18 protein-coding genes are annotated in these 19,808 nt (G+C 36.0%); 5 read left to right on the top strand and 13 right to left on the bottom strand.

The window, feature by feature from the left end; genetic code table 11:
- The first annotated feature begins 102 nt into the window (after positions 1 to 102).
- Entirely contained in the window at positions 103 to 774 is a 672-nt protein-coding gene (locus G6O70_RS03660; protein WP_057869325.1) for a histidine phosphatase family protein, read from the top strand.
- 145 nt (positions 775 to 919) lie between these two features.
- Here the strand turns inward: G6O70_RS03660 and G6O70_RS03655 are convergent, their stop codons facing one another.
- The 5 genes from G6O70_RS03655 to G6O70_RS03635 form a co-directional block, all read right to left on the bottom strand.
- The gene (locus G6O70_RS03655) at positions 920 to 1,873 is read right to left on the bottom strand and encodes an ABC transporter ATP-binding protein (protein ID WP_057869324.1); all 954 of its coding nucleotides are present in this window, start codon (positions 1,871 to 1,873) and stop codon (positions 920 to 922) included.
- 15 nt (positions 1,874 to 1,888) lie between these two features.
- Positions 1,889 to 2,938, bottom strand: coding sequence for an ABC transporter ATP-binding protein (locus tag G6O70_RS03650; protein WP_057869323.1), 1,050 nt, complete (start codon positions 2,936 to 2,938; stop codon positions 1,889 to 1,891).
- Positions 2,939 to 2,946: 8 nt separating this feature from the next.
- Positions 2,947 to 3,972 carry an ABC transporter permease gene (locus tag G6O70_RS03645; protein WP_057869322.1) on the bottom strand — a complete coding sequence of 342 codons (1,026 nt, stop codon included), beginning with the start codon at positions 3,970 to 3,972 and terminating at the stop codon, positions 2,947 to 2,949.
- A 4-nt stretch (positions 3,973 to 3,976) separates the two neighbouring features.
- Positions 3,977 to 4,906, bottom strand: coding sequence for an oligopeptide ABC transporter permease (gene opp3b / locus G6O70_RS03640; protein ID WP_057869321.1), 930 nt, complete (start codon positions 4,904 to 4,906; stop codon positions 3,977 to 3,979).
- Positions 4,907 to 5,060: 154 nt separating this feature from the next.
- On the bottom strand, positions 5,061 to 6,686 hold the full coding sequence (locus G6O70_RS03635; protein ID WP_057869320.1) for a peptide ABC transporter substrate-binding protein: 1,626 nt from the start codon (positions 6,684 to 6,686) through the stop codon (positions 5,061 to 5,063).
- Between the two features lie 390 nt (positions 6,687 to 7,076).
- On the opposite strand from G6O70_RS03635, the gene hflX reads away from it, so the two are divergent.
- Positions 7,077 to 8,330: a GTPase HflX gene (gene hflX, locus G6O70_RS03630; protein WP_057869319.1), complete on the top strand. Its 1,254-nt coding sequence runs from the start codon at positions 7,077 to 7,079 to the stop codon at positions 8,328 to 8,330.
- A 154-nt stretch (positions 8,331 to 8,484) separates the two neighbouring features.
- On the opposite strand, the gene G6O70_RS03625 is transcribed toward hflX, so the two are convergent.
- The 8 genes from G6O70_RS03625 to G6O70_RS03590 all read right to left on the bottom strand — a co-directional run bounded on the left by G6O70_RS03625 (position 8,485) and on the right by G6O70_RS03590 (position 14,211).
- Positions 8,485 to 9,138 (bottom strand): amino acid ABC transporter permease, encoded by a 654-nt coding sequence (locus G6O70_RS03625; protein WP_057869318.1) that lies wholly within the window; start codon positions 9,136 to 9,138, stop codon positions 8,485 to 8,487.
- A 12-nt stretch (positions 9,139 to 9,150) separates the two neighbouring features.
- Entirely contained in the window at positions 9,151 to 9,789 is a 639-nt protein-coding gene (locus G6O70_RS03620) for an amino acid ABC transporter permease (protein ID WP_057869317.1), read from the bottom strand.
- A complete protein-coding gene (locus G6O70_RS03615; RefSeq protein ID WP_057869316.1) occupies positions 9,786 to 10,613 on the bottom strand; it encodes a transporter substrate-binding domain-containing protein in 828 nt (275 codons plus the stop codon). Before G6O70_RS03615 ends, G6O70_RS03620 begins: the two co-directional genes overlap by 4 nt.
- Positions 10,614 to 10,626: 13 nt before the next feature.
- Positions 10,627 to 11,361, bottom strand: coding sequence for an amino acid ABC transporter ATP-binding protein (locus G6O70_RS03610; protein ID WP_057869315.1), 735 nt, complete (start codon positions 11,359 to 11,361; stop codon positions 10,627 to 10,629).
- A 412-nt stretch (positions 11,362 to 11,773) separates the two neighbouring features.
- A complete protein-coding gene (locus G6O70_RS03605) occupies positions 11,774 to 12,589 on the bottom strand; it encodes a DUF6681 family protein (protein WP_057869314.1) in 816 nt (271 codons plus the stop codon).
- Between the two features lie 11 nt (positions 12,590 to 12,600).
- The gene (locus tag G6O70_RS03600) at positions 12,601 to 13,044 is read right to left on the bottom strand and encodes a hypothetical protein (RefSeq protein ID WP_057869313.1); all 444 of its coding nucleotides are present in this window, start codon (positions 13,042 to 13,044) and stop codon (positions 12,601 to 12,603) included.
- A gap of 76 nt (positions 13,045 to 13,120) precedes the next feature.
- Positions 13,121 to 13,549: a Fur family transcriptional regulator gene (locus G6O70_RS03595; RefSeq protein WP_057869312.1), complete on the bottom strand. Its 429-nt coding sequence runs from the start codon at positions 13,547 to 13,549 to the stop codon at positions 13,121 to 13,123.
- Positions 13,550 to 13,641: 92 nt separating this feature from the next.
- On the bottom strand, positions 13,642 to 14,211 hold the full coding sequence (locus G6O70_RS03590) for a guanylate kinase (protein WP_258236154.1): 570 nt from the start codon (positions 14,209 to 14,211) through the stop codon (positions 13,642 to 13,644).
- Between the two features lie 280 nt (positions 14,212 to 14,491).
- Between G6O70_RS03590 and G6O70_RS03585 the strand changes: the two genes are divergently transcribed.
- The 3 genes from G6O70_RS03585 (at position 14,492) to G6O70_RS03575 (ending at position 19,632) form a co-directional block, all read left to right on the top strand.
- Positions 14,492 to 15,880: an amino acid permease gene (locus tag G6O70_RS03585; RefSeq protein WP_057869310.1), complete on the top strand. Its 1,389-nt coding sequence runs from the start codon at positions 14,492 to 14,494 to the stop codon at positions 15,878 to 15,880.
- A 262-nt stretch (positions 15,881 to 16,142) separates the two neighbouring features.
- Complete coding sequence (locus tag G6O70_RS03580; protein WP_057869309.1) at positions 16,143 to 18,575, top strand: Xaa-Pro dipeptidyl-peptidase; 2,433 nt, start codon at positions 16,143 to 16,145, stop codon at positions 18,573 to 18,575.
- Positions 18,576 to 18,717: 142 nt separating this feature from the next.
- Positions 18,718 to 19,632 (top strand): proline iminopeptidase-family hydrolase, encoded by a 915-nt coding sequence (locus G6O70_RS03575; RefSeq protein WP_057869308.1) that lies wholly within the window; start codon positions 18,718 to 18,720, stop codon positions 19,630 to 19,632.
- Positions 19,633 to 19,808: the final 176 nt, after the last annotated feature.

Below are 19,808 nucleotides of genomic sequence, written 5' to 3'. Positions count from 1 at the left end.
TTTAATGCAACATGAAAAAATTTGTTAAGCACTTTCATAGTTTCATAATTATCTGTATACTATTCATGTGTGCCAAACTAGTTGTAAATTAGGAGGAGAAAAATGGTTTTCACAATTTATTTTGTTCGCCACGGACAAACAATTTTCAATCATTATAATCGCATGCAGGGTTGGTGTGATTCACCGCTCACTGAAAAAGGAATATCTGATGCTCATAAGGCTGGAAAAAGGCTAGCAGCAAAACATTTTACTAATGTGTATCATAGTGACACTTCACGTGCTAAGAATACCTGTCATATTATTATGGATGAGAACAACAACTCAAACTCTCTTTCAGAGCCAACGATTCTTCCTCAATTCAGAGAACAAGGTTATGGTTACTTTGAGGGAAATGATTCAAGTCAAACTTGGCTAATGGTCGGAGCAAGCCGTAATTGTCGTTCATTTTCAGAAATAATCTCAAATTATTCAATTGAAGATTCACGTGATTTCATGAAAGAAATTGATCCTTTCCAAGATGCCGAAAGTAATGACGAATTTTGGAAACGTGTTAATTCTGGCTTTGACTATATCCGTAATCATCAAAAAGATGGCGATGAAGTACTAGTAGTCAGTCATGGAACAACAATTCGCAGCATTGTTCATCGCTTTGCTCCCGATATTGATATCGTCTCCCTTAGCCCACAAAATGGCTCTGTGACAAAAATGATTGTTTCCGATGACTCTGTTTCAGTTGAGTACTTTAATCATTATAAAGACGAACAAAGCTATTAATGTTTTTTGTTTTTAACTAAAAATAATAGGATTCAGGTCAAATGCAAGTTTGATCTAAATCCTATTATTTTTTATTGTAATCAACGACAACTTACTCTACTGGTTGCTTGTCACCGCTTGATTTATCTTCACTCATTCGTATCTATTATTCTCCGTAACTGGCAGCACGCTTCTTATACTTTGCAATTTCGTCCTCTGAACAACGAACAAAGTGTCCCGGAGTAATCTCATGCATCTTACGTGGCTTATTTGCATCATCCGTCTCTTGTGCTGGATCATAAACAATTTGTTTACGATTACGTTCAAACTCTGGATCAGGGACTGGAACAGCTGAAATCAAACTTGCTGTGTAATCATGCAATGGTTTGGTATAAACATCATCAGAAGTTCCAACTTCTAAAAGCTTACCATAATGCATCACACCGATTCGATCAGAGATATACTTAACCATTGAAAGGTCATGAGCAATGAACAGATATGTTAACCCTTGTTCTTTTTGCAAGTCTTTCAACAAATTAACAACTTGTGCTTGAATTGAAACATCCAAAGCAGAGATTGGTTCATCAGCAATAATGAATTTAGGTTGTACAGCCAAGGCACGTGCAATCCCGATTCTTTGACGTTGTCCACCAGAAAATTCATGTGGATAACGGCTAGAATGGTCCTTGTTCAGACCAACTATTTCTAGAAGATCCTCAACCATCTTGCTGCGCTCTGCATCATTCTTAGCTAAATGATGAATATCAATCCCCTCAGCAACAATATCCTTGATTTTCATTCTTGGATTTAATGAAGCGTATGGATCCTGGAAAATCATCTGCATTTCTCTTCTGAATGCATGTTTTTCTTGTTTCGTTTTTAATTTATTAATGTCTCGTCCATCAAAAATAATCTCACCATCGGTTGGCTCATATAAATGAATAATACTTCTACCAGTTGTTGTTTTACCGGAACCAGATTCACCTACAAGCCCAAAAGTTTCGCCTTCATAGATATCGAAACTTACATCGTCGACAGCTTTGACCAAATCAGATTTCCCCACATTAAAATATTGTTTAAGATGCTTAACTTCTAATAGCTTTTTCTTCTTTTCTGACATGGGTCTTCTTCCTTCCTAGGCCTTAACTGACTTATTGGTGCTCATCTCAGCAAATAGCTTCTGACGACGCACAATCTCGGTTGGGGGAGTTACTTTTGGAGCATCTGGATGCAACAACCAAGTAGCAGCGTAGTGTGTATCTGAAACTTTGAAGAAAGGAGGTTCCTTCTCAATATCAATCTTCATTGCATAAGCACTACGCGCAGCAAAAGCATCTCCCTTTGGTGGATCCAATAAGTCAGGAGGAGTTCCTGGAATGGCCTCTAACAATGTACTTGAAAGAGTTGGCATAGAATTCAGTAATCCCCATGTATAAGGATGTTGTGGGTTATAAAAGATTTCATCAACCGTTCCATATTCGACAATCTTACCTGCATACATTACGGCAACTCGATCAGCCATCCCTGCAACTACACCCAAATCATGCGTGATGAAAATAATCGAAGTTTCAATCTTTGATTGAAGTTCTTTCATTAAATCAAGAATCTGGGCTTGAATTGTCACATCGAGCGCAGTTGTTGGTTCATCTGCAATCAGTACTTCTGGATAACAAACTAGTGCAATTGCAATCACGATACGCTGTCGCATACCACCTGAGAACTGATGAGGATACTCGTTAATTCTCTTTTCAGGATTAACAATTCCCACCAATTTAAGAATGTCTAATGCTTGCGCCCATGCTTTCTTTTTATCCAATTTTTTGTGCTTCATTAATGGTTCAGCAATCTGCTGCCCAATTTTCATTGTGGGATCCAACGAAGTCATTGGATCTTGGAAAATCATTGCAATATCCTTACCACGAATATTTTGCATTTCCTTTTCAGACTTCTTCAAAATATCCTGATCATGATACATGATTGACCCGCCAACAACTTCAGCATTATTTGCAAGTAATCCCATTAAACTTTTCGTTGTAACTGACTTACCTGAACCTGATTCGCCAACTATCGCAAGTGTTTCACCTTTATCTAAATGAAAACTAACATCACGGATGGCTTTGACATCGCCAGCATAAGTGTGGAAATTGATTTCCAAGTTCTTCACATCTAAAATTCTCTCAGCCATTTTGCCACCTACCTTCTAGTCTTTGGATCAAATGCATCACGTAAACCATCACCTAACAAGTTAAAGGCAATCATCAATACACACAATACAATTGCTGGATACCACATCTGATATGGTAAAAATTGGAAATTCTTCTGACCATCATTAAGCAACACACCAAGAGAAGTCTCAGGTGCACTAATACCAATTCCAATGAAGCTCAAGAAGGCTTCAAAGAAGATTGCCGTTGGGATAGTATACATTGTCTGAATAATAATGATGCTTGAAAGGTTTGGTACTAAATGTTTCCAAGCTATTTTAGGTGCCGATTCGCCCAATGAACGAGCAGCCAACACATACTCTTGAGATTTAAGCTGTAAGGTTTCCGCACGAATCATTCGAGCCATTGTTGTCCAACTTGAAATCGCAATTGCCGCGATAATCGATGTCATCCCTGGTTTTAAAACCAATAACATCAAAACAACAATAACCAAACTTGGAACGGACGAGATGACTTCAATAATACGTTGCATCACATTATCAACTCGTCCTCCCTTCCAACCGGATACAATCCCATATGTAACCCCAATGGTTAAATCAAAGAAAGTGGCTACAAGCGCTACGATTAATGAAACCTTTGTACCATAGATAATTCTTTCAGCAAGTGAACGTCCTAAGTAATCCGTTCCTAAAACGAAGTACTTATTTGTAGGAATATTATTTTGTTTATATTCATCCACCCATTCACCTGAGACCTTTAATTTTCCGTTTAACCCATTAATTGGAACACCAGGGATTTTAGCCGGTAAGTTAGCATAATTGGGTGATGACTTTACTAATGAGTCATGATCAATAAAGAATGATGAACCAAAAGCCACAAGCATCATCAAAACAATAATCCAAAGTGAGATAAATGCGCCTTTATTCATTTTTAAACGGCGCCAAGCATCTTGAACAAAGGTTAGTGATGGAGCAGCAATTTTTTCATTGTCTAACTCTTGAGCTTTTGGCAAAGCCTCAAAGCTATCTGGACTTAACTTAATTTTTTCTTCCATCTGCTTAATCTCCATTTCCGCTTAGTCTGATCCTTGGATCAATAATTCCATAAACAATATCTGTCAGTAAGATAACAACAACTAGTCCAGCAGAAAACAACATTGTTACACCCATAATCGTAGGGTAATCATTTGTTGTAATCGACTTAACAAACTGCTCACCAATTCCAGGAATAGAGAATATATTTTCAATAACCATTGATCCTGTCATAAGGGCAACTGTATAAGGCCCAATCAATGTTACTAAAGGTATTAAACTATTTCTCAATGCGTGATGATAAACTATTCCAAATTTTGTTAGCCCCTTAGCCCTAGCAAGTTCGATATAGTCAGAGTTCAAAACATCTACCATCCCAGTTCGAATGAAACGAGCCGTTTCTGCGAGTGGTCCAACCCCTAAAGCAATTGTTGGCAGAACTGTGTAGCTAAAGCCGCCCCAGTCAGCAATTGGGAACCAACCCAATTTAAGAGCAATATAAAATTGTAGTAGTACAGCTAAAACAAAGTTAGGTACTGATTTACCAATGATGGAAAGAATTGTACATAAAGTATCAATCCAAGTGTTTCTATTAATAGCTGCAAAAGAACCGATAATAATTCCAACAAAAACACCAAAAATCATTGCTTGAAGTCCTAATTGAGCCGAAGCACCAATTCTACTTGAAATCAAATATGAAACTGGCTGATTACTATATTGGAATGAAGTTCCTAAGTCTCCATGCAACATCCCACCTAAATAAATAAGATATTGCAACCATACTGGTTTGTTCAGTCCGTATTGCTCATTCATAATTTGAATCTGTTGCGGTGTCATCTTTTCTTGATTAGAGTACGGTGTTCCTGGCATTAATTTCATTAAAAAGAAAGTAATTGTAGCAACCAAGAATAACGTCAATACCATATAGAAGACACGCTTTAAAAGATATTTACGCATATTTTTTCCTCACATTCTAATTCTTACTCTAAAGTTATGACAGATAGTACTTATTTTACATTATAATCTAACTTTGTACCATACACCAATTGGGGGATAACTATATTCAGTTAATCCCCCAATTAGCTTTTTAATATTATTTTAACTCAACTAATTATTTTGCAATGTATGCGTCTTTAAAGTTGTAGTTAACTCCAGCTGCATTGTAGATAACACCCTTAACTTTTGATTTAACTAAAGTTGCGGTTGCTTGTTGATACAATGGAGAAATCCCTTGATCGTTCAATAAAATCTTTTGAGCTTTAACTAAGTCATTCCAACGTTTTGTTGTATTAGCAGCATCCGTTGTCTTAGAAGCTTCAATTAACTTGTCATATTCAGCATTTTTCCACTTACCATTGTTCTGTGAGTTATCTGATGTAAAGAGATCTAAGAAACTAATTGGATCTGAGAAGTCAGCGCCCCAACCAGAAACTACAATTCCAAAGTCACCACTAACTGAACGAGCTAAACGTGTCTTGAATGGAACATTTGAAACAGAAACCTTAGCACCTGATAAGTTTTCTTCGATTTGGCTTTGTAAGAATGTTGTAGAGTCCTTAGCCTTATCTGTATCATCACTAAGTAATTGAATATCCAATGATGTTACACCAAGTTCTTTCAAGCCTTTTGCCCATAACTTCTTAGCTTCGGCACGATTTGTTGCTACAGCACTGTCAACTGAAGCTGCATCAGCAAAATCTTTACCATTCAATTTAGCTAAACCGCTTGCTGCTAAACCTTTGGCCACTGTTGAACCATCGCCAAGAACTTTGTTTACAAATTGCTTGCGATCGATAACCAATGAGATAGCTTTACGGATATTAGCATTTTGGTATTCTTTCTTCGTTTGGTTATATTGCAGATAGAATGTTGAAGCTCCCTTACGAATCACAAGTTCTTTAGAGTTAGCCAACTGTTTTGCTTGTTCAGCACTCAACGTTGTTTCATCTAACTTACCAGATTGATACAAATTGTATGAAGTTGTTGTACTCTTATTAACTTTGTAATTAATTGCTGAGAGTTTAACGTTCTTCTTATCCCAATAATTATTGTTCTTCTTCAATGTCCAGCTTAAGTTTGATCCAGTCCATTTTGTAAGAGTAAATGGTCCGTTATATACCATGTACTTAGAAGCTGTCCCATACTTGCTACCATATTCTTTAACTGCTTTCTCATTTTGTGGGAAGAATACAGGGAATCCCATTAATAACTTGAAGTATGGAAGCTTCTTGTCTAATGTTACAACTAATTTATAGTTTCCTTCAGCTTTAATTCCTAATGTAGAAACAGCCTTCTTACCATTCATAATGTCATCGGCATTTTCAATACCACTGAATAAGTAGGCATACTGTGAAGCAGTCTTAGGATTAACGGTTCTTTGCCAGCTATAGACAAAATCTTTAGCTGTAACTTTTTGTCCGTTACTCCATTTAGAATCTTTACGCAATGTAAACGTATATGTCTTGCCATTATTAGACACTTGTGTCTTAGTAGCAATACCAGGTTCAATTTTGCTATCCTTGCCTAAGCGATACAAACCTTCATTTGTATTATTTAATGTATCAAAACTCACAACATCAGTTGCCGTTGATAGATCCATTGTTGGCAATTCTGCCGATTCATTCCAATTAAGCACTTGCTTTGATGCTGTAGAGCTGCTCTTAGAGCCACAAGCTACTAAGAATAATGAAGACAAAGCTACGACAGTCCCAAGCTTTGCGAATTTATTTATTTTCATCGCACTATTACTCCCCTTGTTTGTTTCTAAAAGAAACTATTTTTTTCAGTGATTAAATCTTATATGATAATTAAATTAAATACAAGTATAAATTCTTACTTTATTCATATTTCTTCCACATTTTTCTTTATTTTATGCTCTTTTTTTGAATTTTGTAAAAAAAAAGGTGGGATCAGCCTTTTTATTCAAAGTAAAGTGTATGTTTAACTTTAAAAAATAAATAATGAACTTACATTATTCTCGATTCTATACATTTTTAATATTTTTCTTTGACTCGATTAAAAAATGCTAAACTTTAGAATTTCTTTTCATCTTTAACATCTTTTCTCCAACACCAGCAGATATTTGCGATAAATGTTATACTCAACATTAGTAAAGGGGGAATTTATAATGATTCCAGTTATTACTGCAGGTATAGAAGCACAGCAAGAAAATTTTGATTATTTAATGGATGAATTAGCTGAATTAGTAAAAGCTAATAATATGAATGTTGTTGCTGATGTCCGTCAGCGCCTGCAAAAACCAGTGTCCGCAACTTACCTTGGAAAAGGAAAGGTTACCGAGATTGCAGAGATTGCACGTGAGACCGGTGCACAATTTCTAGTTCTCAACGATGAACTATCTCCGACACAAATTAGAAATCTTGAAAAAGACACAGACATTGCCGTTTTGGATCGTACTGAACTTATTTTAGAAATCTTTTCAAATCGTGCTCGTTCAAAGGAAGCACAGATTCAAGTTGAAATTGCTCGTCTTAAATATAAGATGCCCCGCCTGAGGGTTGCACCAGATATTAAGTTAGATCAGCAAAGTGCAAGCGGTGCTTTAGCAAACCGTGGTGCAGGTGAAACTAAACTAGAATTAAATAGACGAACACTTCAGAACAGAATTTCATTTTTGTCACGAGAGCTAAAACAAATTGATAAAGAATTTGAAATCAAAAGTAAATCACGACGTAAATCAAATCTGCCAAGTGTAGCTCTCATAGGTTATACAAATGCTGGTAAATCAACCACAATGAATGGCCTACTTTCACTATTTTCTGAAGAAGAAACTAAACAAGTTTTTGAAAAAGATATGCTCTTTGCAACTTTAGATACCTCTGTAAGAAATCTAAGTTTTCCAGATAATAAACAATTTCTTTTGAGTGACACAGTTGGATTCATAAGTAAACTGCCTCACAACTTGGTTGAAGCTTTCAAATCAACTCTTGCTGAAGTTAAAGAAGCTGATCTGTTAATTCAAGTAATCGACGTTTCTGACCCGCACGCCAAGGAAATGATTGCAACAACGAATCAGACTCTTGAGGAATTAGGTGTTAACAACAAAAAAATGATTTACGCCTACAATAAAGCCGATAAAGCTGAGCTAAATTATCCAACGATTGAGGGTATGAATCTTACTTATAGTGCACAAAATACGGCCTCTCTTGAAAAACTTGCCGATTTAATAAAGAAACTGCTTTTCCCAGGCTATCAGAAAATGAAGTTTCTAATTCCTTTTGCCTCTGGTAAATACCTTGAACGGCTTAATTCGCAAGCAAATGTACTTGATACCGAATACACCGTTACTGGCAGTCTCGTAACAGCTGAAGTTTCACCTGTCCAAGCACAATATTTTTCTAAATTTATCTATTCTAACTAAGTTGTTTTTTTACAAAGATCTGTATACAAAAAGAGAATCAAACCTAGCTATAACGAATTTTGGAAGCATGTTTCATAAGTCAAAATTCAGCGGTTTGATTCTCTTTTTATTATGTTTATTTTTACTTGATTCTTTATTATCGTGTTCTAGTAACTTAACCAATTCGTTTTTCTAGTCTTGAAGCGACCAACGATAGTGCGTAACAAACAACAAAATATAAAACAGCCAACGCGATGAACATCGGAATCATATATCTCGTGTTTTGTCCATAAATAATCTGTGCTCGATACATTAGTTCTGGTAAAACAATAATTGTAGCCAGGGATGTATCCTTTATTAGTGAGATAAATTGACTCACCAAAGGCGGAATCATTTTCTTCAATGCCTGCGGTAAAACAATGTAACGCAATCCCTGCCAATAAGTTAGTCCATTTGCACGTGCACCTTCCATTTGTCCAGTATCAACTGCTTGAATTCCACTTCTTACGATTTCAGCAATCATAGCAGATTCAAAAACTGTCATGGCCGCAATTGCCGCAGCTAGTGGTTCCATTCTAATTCCAATTTTTGGTAATCCAAAATACGTGAAAAAAATCAATAACAGTAATGGCAGATTTCTAATCAAATCAACAATCACTCCAACAATACTTGAGACCACAGGATATCGAATATATCTAACAATTCCTAAAAATAGCCCGATTATTGAACTCAAAATTATTGAGATGACAGATACTTCAACCGTGACCCACAATCCTTCTAGTAAGAAGCGAAAGTTTATCCAAGTATATGCTTCAGCAAAACTATTCATTTATCCGTCCCCCTAGGCTAATTTTTTCTCAAGATATCGCATATAATAACTCAATGGTAGTGTAATTATTAAATACAAGAAACCTACAGCAATGTATGTGTTAAAAGTATCAAAAGTCGCAGAAGCAATCATGTCTCCTTGATACATTAGATCAAACCCAGCTACAAAGGCTAAGACCGATGAATTTTTGACCAAATTAATAAACTGATTACCCAATGGAGGAATAACATACTTAAATGCTTGTGGTAAAACAATATGCCACATTGCTTGCATAAAACTCAGTCCATTTGCACGTGCACCTTCCATTTGCCCGCTATCGACCGCCTGAATTCCTGCTCGAACCGTCTCAGCAATAAATGAAGAAGTGTATAATGTTAATCCAATTGTTCCCGCGGTAAATCCATCCATAGGTAAAATATATTGCGGAACAACTACATAAAAGAACATACCGATCACAAGCAGCGGAATATTGCGAAACACTTCAATATAAATTCTACCAATGACGCGTAAGAACTTCGATGGTAGAACCTCAAAGATTGCGAATGTTGAGCCAATTATGAGACTAAAGAATAGGGCAATAACGCTACATAAAATTGTATTGCCTAGTCCTGTCAATAATTCTTGACCATGTTGTTGAAAAACGCTAATCATTGTTGGCTCGCCTCCTTCAAATTAAATCCAGCTACATTTCCAAACCATTTTTGCAACAGTTTCTGATACGTTCCGTCTTTTCTCATCTCACTCAAAGCCGTATTAATTTTATTTTTCAACTCTGTTTGGCCTTGGTCCACAGCTATTCCGTAAGGTTCATTAGTGAATGTTCCCCCTACAACGTGATACCCTGGATTCTCTGAGGCGATTCCAAACAAGATACCATTATCAGTTGTAAGTGCCTGTCCCTGTCCTGACTTCAAAGCAGTAAATGCTTGTGCATAATCTTCAAGCTCCAATACCTTAGCTTTTGGTGCTGATTTCTTAATATTAACAGCAGATGTTGATCCTTTGACTGCTAATACCGTAGTCCCCGTTTTATTCAAATCTTTAACATTTTTAATACTGCTGCCCTTTTTTACTAATAAAGATTGTCCCGCTGCAAAATATACTTTTGAAAAATCAACAATTTTTTCACGGTCCGGCGTAATTGTCATCGTTGCAATAATTGCATTAATATTTCCATTTTTCAGTAACGGTATTCTTGTTTTACTCGTAACTTGAACGAACTTTGCTTTGCCATTTGGACCCAATATCTTTTTTGTAACTGCTTTGGCAACATCGATATCAAAACCCTTAATTTGACCAGTCTTAACATCCATCAATCCAAAAAGTCTAGTATCAGCCTTAACTCCCCATGTAATAGTATTATCAGCTTTATCTTCACTCCACGTGTTCTGTGTTTTTGAAGATGAGCAAGCACCAAGGAGGCCTCCAAGAATGAAAATGCCTAGTGCAAGCAGCACTTTTCTTAGTCTTTTCATCAACTCTCCTCCTCTAATGCTTGATAATTTTACTTAGAAATTGCTTTGCACGTTCTTCTTTAGGTGCCTCAAAAAATTCATCAGCATGCGCATCTTCTAAGATTTCACCTTTGTCCATAAATACAACCCGATCAGCAACTTCACGAGCAAAACCCATCTCATGTGTTACAACAACCATCGTCATTCCCTCTCTTGCAATTTCTTTCATAACATTCAATACATCATCAATCATTTCTGGATCAAGCGCAGATGTCGGTTCATCAAATAATAATGCTTTAGGTTTCATAGCCAAACTTCTAGCAATTGCAACACGTTGCTTTTGTCCACCAGATAATTGTTTTGGATAAGATGCAGTCTTGTCCGAAACACCTACTGATTTTAATAGCTTCAATGCCGTTTCCTTATTCTCGTTTTCATTTCTTTTCAAAACAAGTTTTGGTGCTAACATTATATTTTCAAGGACAGTTTTATTATCATATAAGTTAAAATGCTGAAAAACCATCCCAACATCTTTACGAATCTGATTCAAATCTGTTTTCTTATCAGCCAAATCATATCCGTTGACTAATAATTGCCCCTCCTCAATCTCTTCTAAACCATTAATTGTGCGGATTAATGTACTTTTACCTGATCCTGATGGGCCAATTACAACTACAACTTCACCTTTTTCAACCTGTAAATTAATATTTTTGAGGGCATGAAATTTTCCATAATATTTTTCAACTTTTTTAAATTCAATAACTGGCATTTTTTGTTCCCCTTCCGGTTAAATTAACATACGCTAATAAGCATTCTAATTAAATTTTCCTTTTTATGCAAGGAATATCTTTTTATACTCAAACTAATTATCTCTATTAAGCCTTGTCTCTAAGGGATTATGGCAGTATTTATTCAATTTTTGTATTCCATGGTATCTCAAAGTATAGAAATATACTACATTGATAAAAGCTACTTATTTTTCATTCATAGTCTCACTAGAAACACTCGGTAGAAAGTTAATTTCTTGTTTCAGATCATTGTAAATCGTCAAAAAAAAGACTGGATCAAAAAATTAAATTTTGATTCAGCCTTCACTATTTATTATGACTAAACGTACTTTATAAATCGAAACTTTTCCGCTCTATATCACACTTTATATACTTTCCAATCAAGCCAATAATTTAACCCTCTTGTTTACTCTTATATGCCACTTGAATTCCCAAATTAAAAGGCTGTTCCTCTGAAACAAGAGAAGATCTACCTGCAAATTTATGCGGACCGCCTTGGATTACTACTGCAGCAAGAAATATCTCATACTTGTCTCCTAGATCTTCCACTGGTGTTAATCCAACTCGGATTATCTGCCCTAATTCTTCTCGTTCCAATGGGTTCACTCCTCCAAGAATAACGAACTTACTTCCACGTTTCTCTAACTCGAAGTATGGGAGTGCGACTGGTTCCAACAAAGCATCAATCCCATTAGTATTGGTTCGAGCCATCTTAAACTGCTGATCTTCTGACAAACCTCCAAAGTTCAACTTAAGATACCCTTGCTGCTCAAGTGTAGCAACAATTTTTTTAAGGTTAAGGCGATTCTCCTGATTCATCTTAATTGAAGCTGGCAACATCTTCTCGTTAGCAAATATTCCATTAGTCTGGACATAACCTGCCTTAGAGATTCCGGAGGCTTTTCCCACTTCTTCTTCCTTTGGTTTCAGGTGTAGCTTCTTTTCAATCCAAGGAGAAAAATCAATGCGTGACTTTTTATTCGTAAAATAATGGATAACATTTAAATATGAAAAATATGCCAATGCAATGAAAGCTAGAATAAAGAGTGCCCCTCTTGCTATAAATCCATTCTTAAAAAATTGGTATGCCACATACAATAGATAAAAATTTCCTACAGTTCCTAGGACGGTGTAAACTCTATTTTTAATCTTTACATTAATATTAATATATCCTAAATAACTGTTGATAATTCCAATTATGCTAAACAAAGAAACACCCCCTATTCCGTCTTGGTTGTCTGTGCGCTTGAACTCGCACTATCAGTCTGATTTGTCTGCGTCGAACTGCTTGAAGCTGTAGTACTAGAACTCTGGCTTGCACTTGTTTGTTCATCTTCCGTCGATGATGAACTGCTGCTTGAACGAGTACTACTACTGCTTGATGTTGCATTTTCTTCTTCCGAACTACTCGTTCTTTCTGAAGACGACAAAGATTCAGATGAGCTGCTTGAAGAAATACTGCTTGAAGAAGGTTCACTAGAGGATACTGAACTTTCTGAGCTTACTTTCTCACTTGAACTCGAACTGGTCGAAGATGTTTGTGTTACAGTTTTACCTTCATTTGTGTTTGTCACAGTATTTACCGCAACATTTGTAGCCCCAAGTGCTAAGACTACTGACATTACCGCAAACGGCGTAATGAACGGTGGCGTTCGATATGCCATTTTAATCGCTCCATTTCTAAATAATATTTATATTGCTATTTTAAAATATATATAGAATACTTAGTACCTCTTACAATCAGTCTTTGCCTAATCTTATACAATCGGCACAAATTCCGTATAATTCAAAATGGTGATCATCAATCTCACATCCAGGAAGCTGTTCTTCGAAAAAGTCTAATGGACACATCTGTACTTCCTGAACTTTTCCACATTTTTTACAAATAAAGTGGTGGTGATGCTGATGTACAAAGTCACACTGATACTTAACACAAGCAATCCCATCACGTGTTCGCTGTTCAATTATCCCAACTTCTTGAAATTCCTTGATATTTCTATAAATTGTATTGTGACTCATTCCAGGATAAATTTCATGCATATACTTATCAACAGCTGCAACATTGATGTATTGTTCTTGAAAATGACTAAGGTACTCTAACATACTTATCCTTTGTTTTGTTATCTTATACTTATTTTTTTGTAATATTTTTACTGCAACATCAATCATTTCTTCACCTCCACAATTGATAGTGATTGGAGACACACACTTCATTATATAATAAATTTGATATAAGTCATAAAAAATTGAGCTATCTTATGCTAAACTTTCTTGACTCCTGCATCTTTTAGAACCCTATCCACAATCTTCGTTGTCTCTTGCCAATTTCCATTTTCAATTATTTCACAAAATGGTTCTAGTCTTGTTGAGATTCTCATATCTCTCTTTGCTTCCGCACTTGCTAACCTTTTGGCAGCTTCTTTTTCCGACTCTCCGCGTTTCAAAATACGTACTGCGAGTTGTTTTATGTCTGGAACCTTAACATACCAAAATAATACCTGCATGTCTTTGATTGCCTTTTTATAACTAAGGACCCCCTCAGTTTCCAACACTATGGTTGCCGTATCTGTCTTTCGCAAAGCCAACTCTAATCCCTCGTAAGAAGATCCATACAAATAACCTGCATATTCTACGTATTCAATAAAGTGATTCTCAAAAAAACTGTTTTTTGACTCAAAATAGTAATCAACTTTATTTTTTTCTTTTATTCTAGGTGGCCTTGTGGTATGAGTAATTACTCGTTGAAATCCATACTTTTCAGACAAATAATTCTGTATCGTTGTCTTACCTGAGCCCGGTGCACCACATATGACTATCAGTGTTTTCATCATTTTCCATCCATTTCAAACTGCATAATTAATCTGAGATACTCCTCACAATATAAGTAACAATCATTCATATAGCAATTATAATAACTCTACCACTTCATTACTACGAAAAAGCCAATAAAAAAATATTGTTTCAAGTTTTTTTCATACATTTTGCACATAATATTCTCATAGTTCTATTCATTGACTAATTTTATTTTCATAATATGAATTGACAGAATGCTTCAAATGCGTTTATGATTTAAACCATAATATTTAATAAAGAAAAGGTGAGGTATTTCTTTTGAATTTAAAGGAACGCATTTTACGTAAAGAAAGTCTATCTCGTTATATCACAAAAGACAACCGTTTTTTGAAAACATTAAGCGCTGGTGATCTTATTGCACTTGGTGTGGGGGCCGTCATTGGCGCTGGAATCTTCATACTTCCAGGAACTGTGGCTGCTATGCACACTGGCCCAAGTATTGTGTTGTCCTTTATTCTAGCTGCGGTAGTTTGCTCTACAGCAGCCCTCTGTTATGCTGAGTTTTCGGCTGCATTGCCTATCGCTGGTAGTGCTTATTCATTTGGAACAGTTGTCTTTGGTGAAATTATTGGCTGGTTTCTTGGTTGGGCCTTGATTCTTGAGTATATGCTCGCTGTTGCAGCTGTGTCTACGGGATGGGCTGCCTATTTAAAATCCTTCTTACTAGGATTTGGTATTCATATACCTAAAGCACTCAGTGGTAACTTTGATCCAGCACACGGAACATATATTAATCTTGCTGCCGTCTTAATTATTGTCCTAATTTCTTTTATGCTCTCAAAAGGTGTCAAGTCTTCAATTAGGATTAATAACATTATCGTGTTGATAAAAATAGCTATTATTGCGCTTTTTTTAATTATTGGTGCTTTCTATGTAAAACCTGCTAACTGGCACCCATTCATGCCCTTCGGTGTAAATGGAGTCTTTGTTGGTGCATCTTCCGTATTCTTCGCCTATCTGGGTTTTGATGTAGTTTCTGCTTCAGCTGCTGAGGTCAAAAACCCTCGTAGAAACATGCCTTTAGGTATTCTTGGAACACTCGTAATTTGTACCGTTCTTTATATCTTAGTTTCCGTTGTCTTAACCGGGATGGTTTCTTATACTAAGTTAAATGTAGCCGATCCGGTTTCTTTCGCACTTCAGGCTGTCAATCAAAATTGGGTAGCCGGTATTATTTCAATTGGTGCATTAGCTGGAATGTTTACAATGATGGTTACCATGATTTATAGTAGTTCACGCTTAATTTATTCAATAGGTCGAGATGGACTTTTACCTGCTTTTCTTGGAAAAATCAATGCTAAAAGTCATACTCCTAATAATAGTATGCTTGTCGTCACAATAATCATTGCTACCATGGGTGGTCTGGTTTCACTTAACCAACTTGCAAATTTAGTAAATATTGGAACCTTAATTGCATTTACCTTCGTTTCTTTTGGAGTAATTCCATTACGTAAAAGAGACGATATTTCCCATGATGGGTTTAAAGTTCCATTCTATCCTGTTTTACCCGTTATCTCTGGAATTTTGTGTATCATTATGATGACTCGCTTATCGGCAGAAACATGGATTGCTTCAATCATCTGGTTCATTATAGGAATGATTCTGTATTTCACATATGGTATCAAACACAGCAAATTAGCTGATTAATTCTCTATATTAGTCAACATGAGGATAGCGAAGATGACAGTTAGAAAAGTTAGAGCACTAACTTGAAATTACGGATGTAACGAGATTTTTGCTTTAAGTAATTCGAAGTTAGTCGAAGAATTTCGGCTTATAAATATGTTTAGTCATGATAAATAGAGGGACTGGATCAAGCAACTTTTGAACCAGTCCTTCATCTTTTTTAATTTGCCTAATTATATTGTATAATCAAGCAATTAGAGAATTAAATCCAGGAGGTTTTATCTTGAAAAATAATCAATTTGCTCATATTACCATTTCAGGTTCACAAAAAATCACTGAGCTCAGAAGTATTGGTTACCTGACTCCAGAAATACTTGCAAAGAAGACACTTGCAAAAACCTGGCGTGAACTAGTCATTCGTGCGTTCCCACAGGCACTAACAATCAGTTCACAAACTGAAAAATTAGCCTCACTTTTGGCAGATGCGAATACTGATTTACTTACATACATCAATCAAGGGAACTTTTCCGTAACTGCATTTTATAATGTTGCATTGCAGCTACTGGAATTTCTCCCAGAGATTGACTTCAACTTCTCAAATCCAATAGAGGCAATGGAAAAAATTAATTTGCCATATATAACTAATATCTCTACTACCGATACTCTATTATCTGCATGGTATGACTTGTTGTGTACTCATACCAAAAATGGTCAACTATTGATTGATGTTTTAGCCGCAAATGGTTTCTTCGTGAAATTTTATGGAAAGGTCACACAACCACTTTTTTTCAATGGGAAAGCTTTGCCAGTATTTAATACAGATAAGTTGATTAGAGAAGTTGTTTATGTTGAATCTACACTGGATACTGATAAAGATGGAAAACTTGACTTACTCAAAGTGGAAATAATTCGACCATCTGAAACAAACACTGGTCTAAAGGTTCCAGCACTATACACTGCAAGTCCATATAATCAAGGAACAAATGATGAGGATGGTGATAAGCTCATGCATCCAATGAATGTTCCCTTATCCCACAAGATTCCCAATAATACTACTTATGATGAGATTGCCTACCATTCTTCACCGTCTCCATTGCCTAATCCACGAGTACCTGCTGGGATTACCAAAGAAGCTTCTGAAACATTTAGTAGAGAGTTCTCATATACCCTCAATGATTATTTTCTTGCAAGAGGATTTGCTGCTGTCTATGCTGCTGGAATTGGTACAATGGACTCAGGTGGCGTTCGAACTTGTGGATCCGAAGATGAAACTGCCTCAACTGTTGCTATTATCGAATGGTTAAATGGGCAACGCAGAGCTTTTACAAATAAAACTGATAATATTCAAATTGAGGCTTGGTGGTGTAATAATGCTATTGCAATGACCGGTAGATCCTATCTAGGAACACTTGCAACAGCTGCTGCAACAACAGGTGTTGCTGGACTAAAAACAATTATTTCCGAAGCTGCAATCTCTAGTTGGTATGACTACTATCGCGATGGCGGTTTAGTAGTAGCACCATGTGGTTTTCCTGGAGAAGATGCTGATGTGTTAGCCCTTGAATGCTTCAGTCGAAAAAAACAGGCCGGTGACTATCTGTCAGTTAAAGAATTTTTTAGCAAGCAGTTGCAGAAAATTACCGCAGAACAGGATCGAACAACAGGGAATTATAATTCTTTTTGGGATGCCCGAAATTACTTGAAAAATATTAAAGGAATTAAGGCCGATATTGTAATGGTCCATGGATTGAATGACTGGAATGTCAAACCACGCAATGTCTACCAACTATGGAACTCATTAAAGGAATTACCCATTAAGCAAAAATTAATCTTACATCAAGGACAACATATTTATGTCAATAATTTTCGTTCACTCGACTTCACTGACATGATGAACCTCTGGTTATCATATAAGTTGTATGATGTTCCAAACAATGCAGCTGAAGTTTTGCCAGATATACTTGTACAAGATAATTTACAAGTCGAAACATGGCACAGCTACAAAGATTGGGATTCAAACGAGCCCGCACAAAACTTATTACTGCAACAACATGAACTTGTTCCTGAAAACAGTGAGCTACAAGAAGGTGCAGCTAACTTTCAAGACCATTTAAATGAAGAAGATTTTTCATTATACTCCACAAACCATGCTCTCTGGAAAGAACATCTCTTGCAAGTCGAGAACTCACCACTAAAAAATAATCGACTAATCTTTAAATCTGCACTTTTTGAAGAAGAAATGCTCTTACAAGGTGCTCCTGAAGTTACTGTAAATGTTTCAACGAACAAAGATCATGGATTACTCAGTTTTATGCTCGTAGATTATGGAAACAAAAAAAGATTCAAGCCTGTCCCTACTACACTTGCGCGAAAAGCTCTCAATCTAGGGTATCATTGGAGAGAAGATGATTTGACAGAATTCACACTGGATAAAGAAACACCTTGGAAGATGATTTCTGTGGGTCATATTAATCTTCAAAACCGGACTTCATTATGGAAAAATGATGAACTGCTACCAAACACTTTTTATCCAGTCTCGGTCAAATTACAACCGACTTTCTACAAAATCCCTAAGGATCATCAATTAGGTCTAATAATTTATGCTACAGATATGCGTATGACAGTCCGCGGTAACGAAGAACAATCGTACTCAATTCAACTGGCAGAAAGTAAATTAGCTTTGCATCTTACTAAAAAAGCTGGATCAAAAAAGTAAATTTTGATTTGTTCTAGCTCTTTATTGCATAATAAAAATAGCATTTCAAATCAATAGTCAAAATTTATAAAATTATGATGCTCTACTTGCTAATCATGGTGGTATGATTGAATTATTGCTAAAGAAATCAGGTGGATATTTAATGAAACAAGGAACTACTATTCTTACTTTAGAGAACGGCTATCATCTTTGGACTCATACAGAAGGCCAAGGAAACATTAAATTACTATGTCTCCACGGTGGCCCTGGTGGTAACCATGAATATTATGAAAATTTTGCCAGCAAGTTAGCAAACATTGGTGTTCAGGTAACCATGTATGATCAGCTTGGATCTTGGTATTCTGACCAACCAGATTTTAGCCTTCAGGAAAATATTGATAAATTCCTAAACATGGACTACTTTATAGACGAAGTAGAGGAAGTTAGAACCAAGCTTGGCCTAGAAAACTTCTACTTGATTGGTCAATCATGGGGTGGCATTTTAACACAAGAATATGCTCTCAAGTACCCTGAACATCTAAAAGGTATCATTATCTCTAGTATGACTGATAACATCGATGAATATGTAACTAACATTAACAAGATTCGTGAAAAGGAATTTTCAGATGATGATCTTACTTTCATGAAAAAATGTGAATCTGAAAATGATTATGTTAATAAACGCTATCAATCTTTAATTGATAAATTAAATCAAGGCTATGTTGACCGTAAACAGCCACCTGCAATCTCACACCTAACAGAGACGATGGCTACACCTGTCTATAATTATTTCCAAGGAGATAATGAATTTGTTGTCACAGGAAAAATGAAGGGCTGGGATCGTAGAAACGATATCCACAAGTTGCAGATGCCAACATTGATTACTTACGGTGAACATGAAACAATGCCACTTACAACGGCGAAACGGATGGCTGCAACTATTCCAAATGCTAGACTGGAAACAACTCCAAATGGTGGTCATCATCATATGATTGATAATGCACCAGTCTACTTCAAACATTTGGAGCAGTTTCTCATTGATGTCGAAAATCACACTTTTCCAAAATCAAAAAACTAACCCATATTTTATGAACAAGTTAAAAGACTGCCAAAAAATCTTATGGCAGTCTTTTTTAGTATCTAAACCTTCTTAATTACTATCATTCCAATTTCATTTCAGACAATTAAAAGGGATGTATTCCACCATTATCACTAATTATGGGCAACTTCTCAGAAAGATAGAATATCATTTAA

Source organism: Liquorilactobacillus hordei DSM 19519 (assembly GCF_019443985.1).
Taxonomy (GTDB): Bacteria; Bacillota; Bacilli; order Lactobacillales; family Lactobacillaceae; genus Liquorilactobacillus; species Liquorilactobacillus hordei.
Note: the sequence above shows the minus strand (reverse complement) of the source record. Positions and strands in the feature narration are given on the sequence as shown.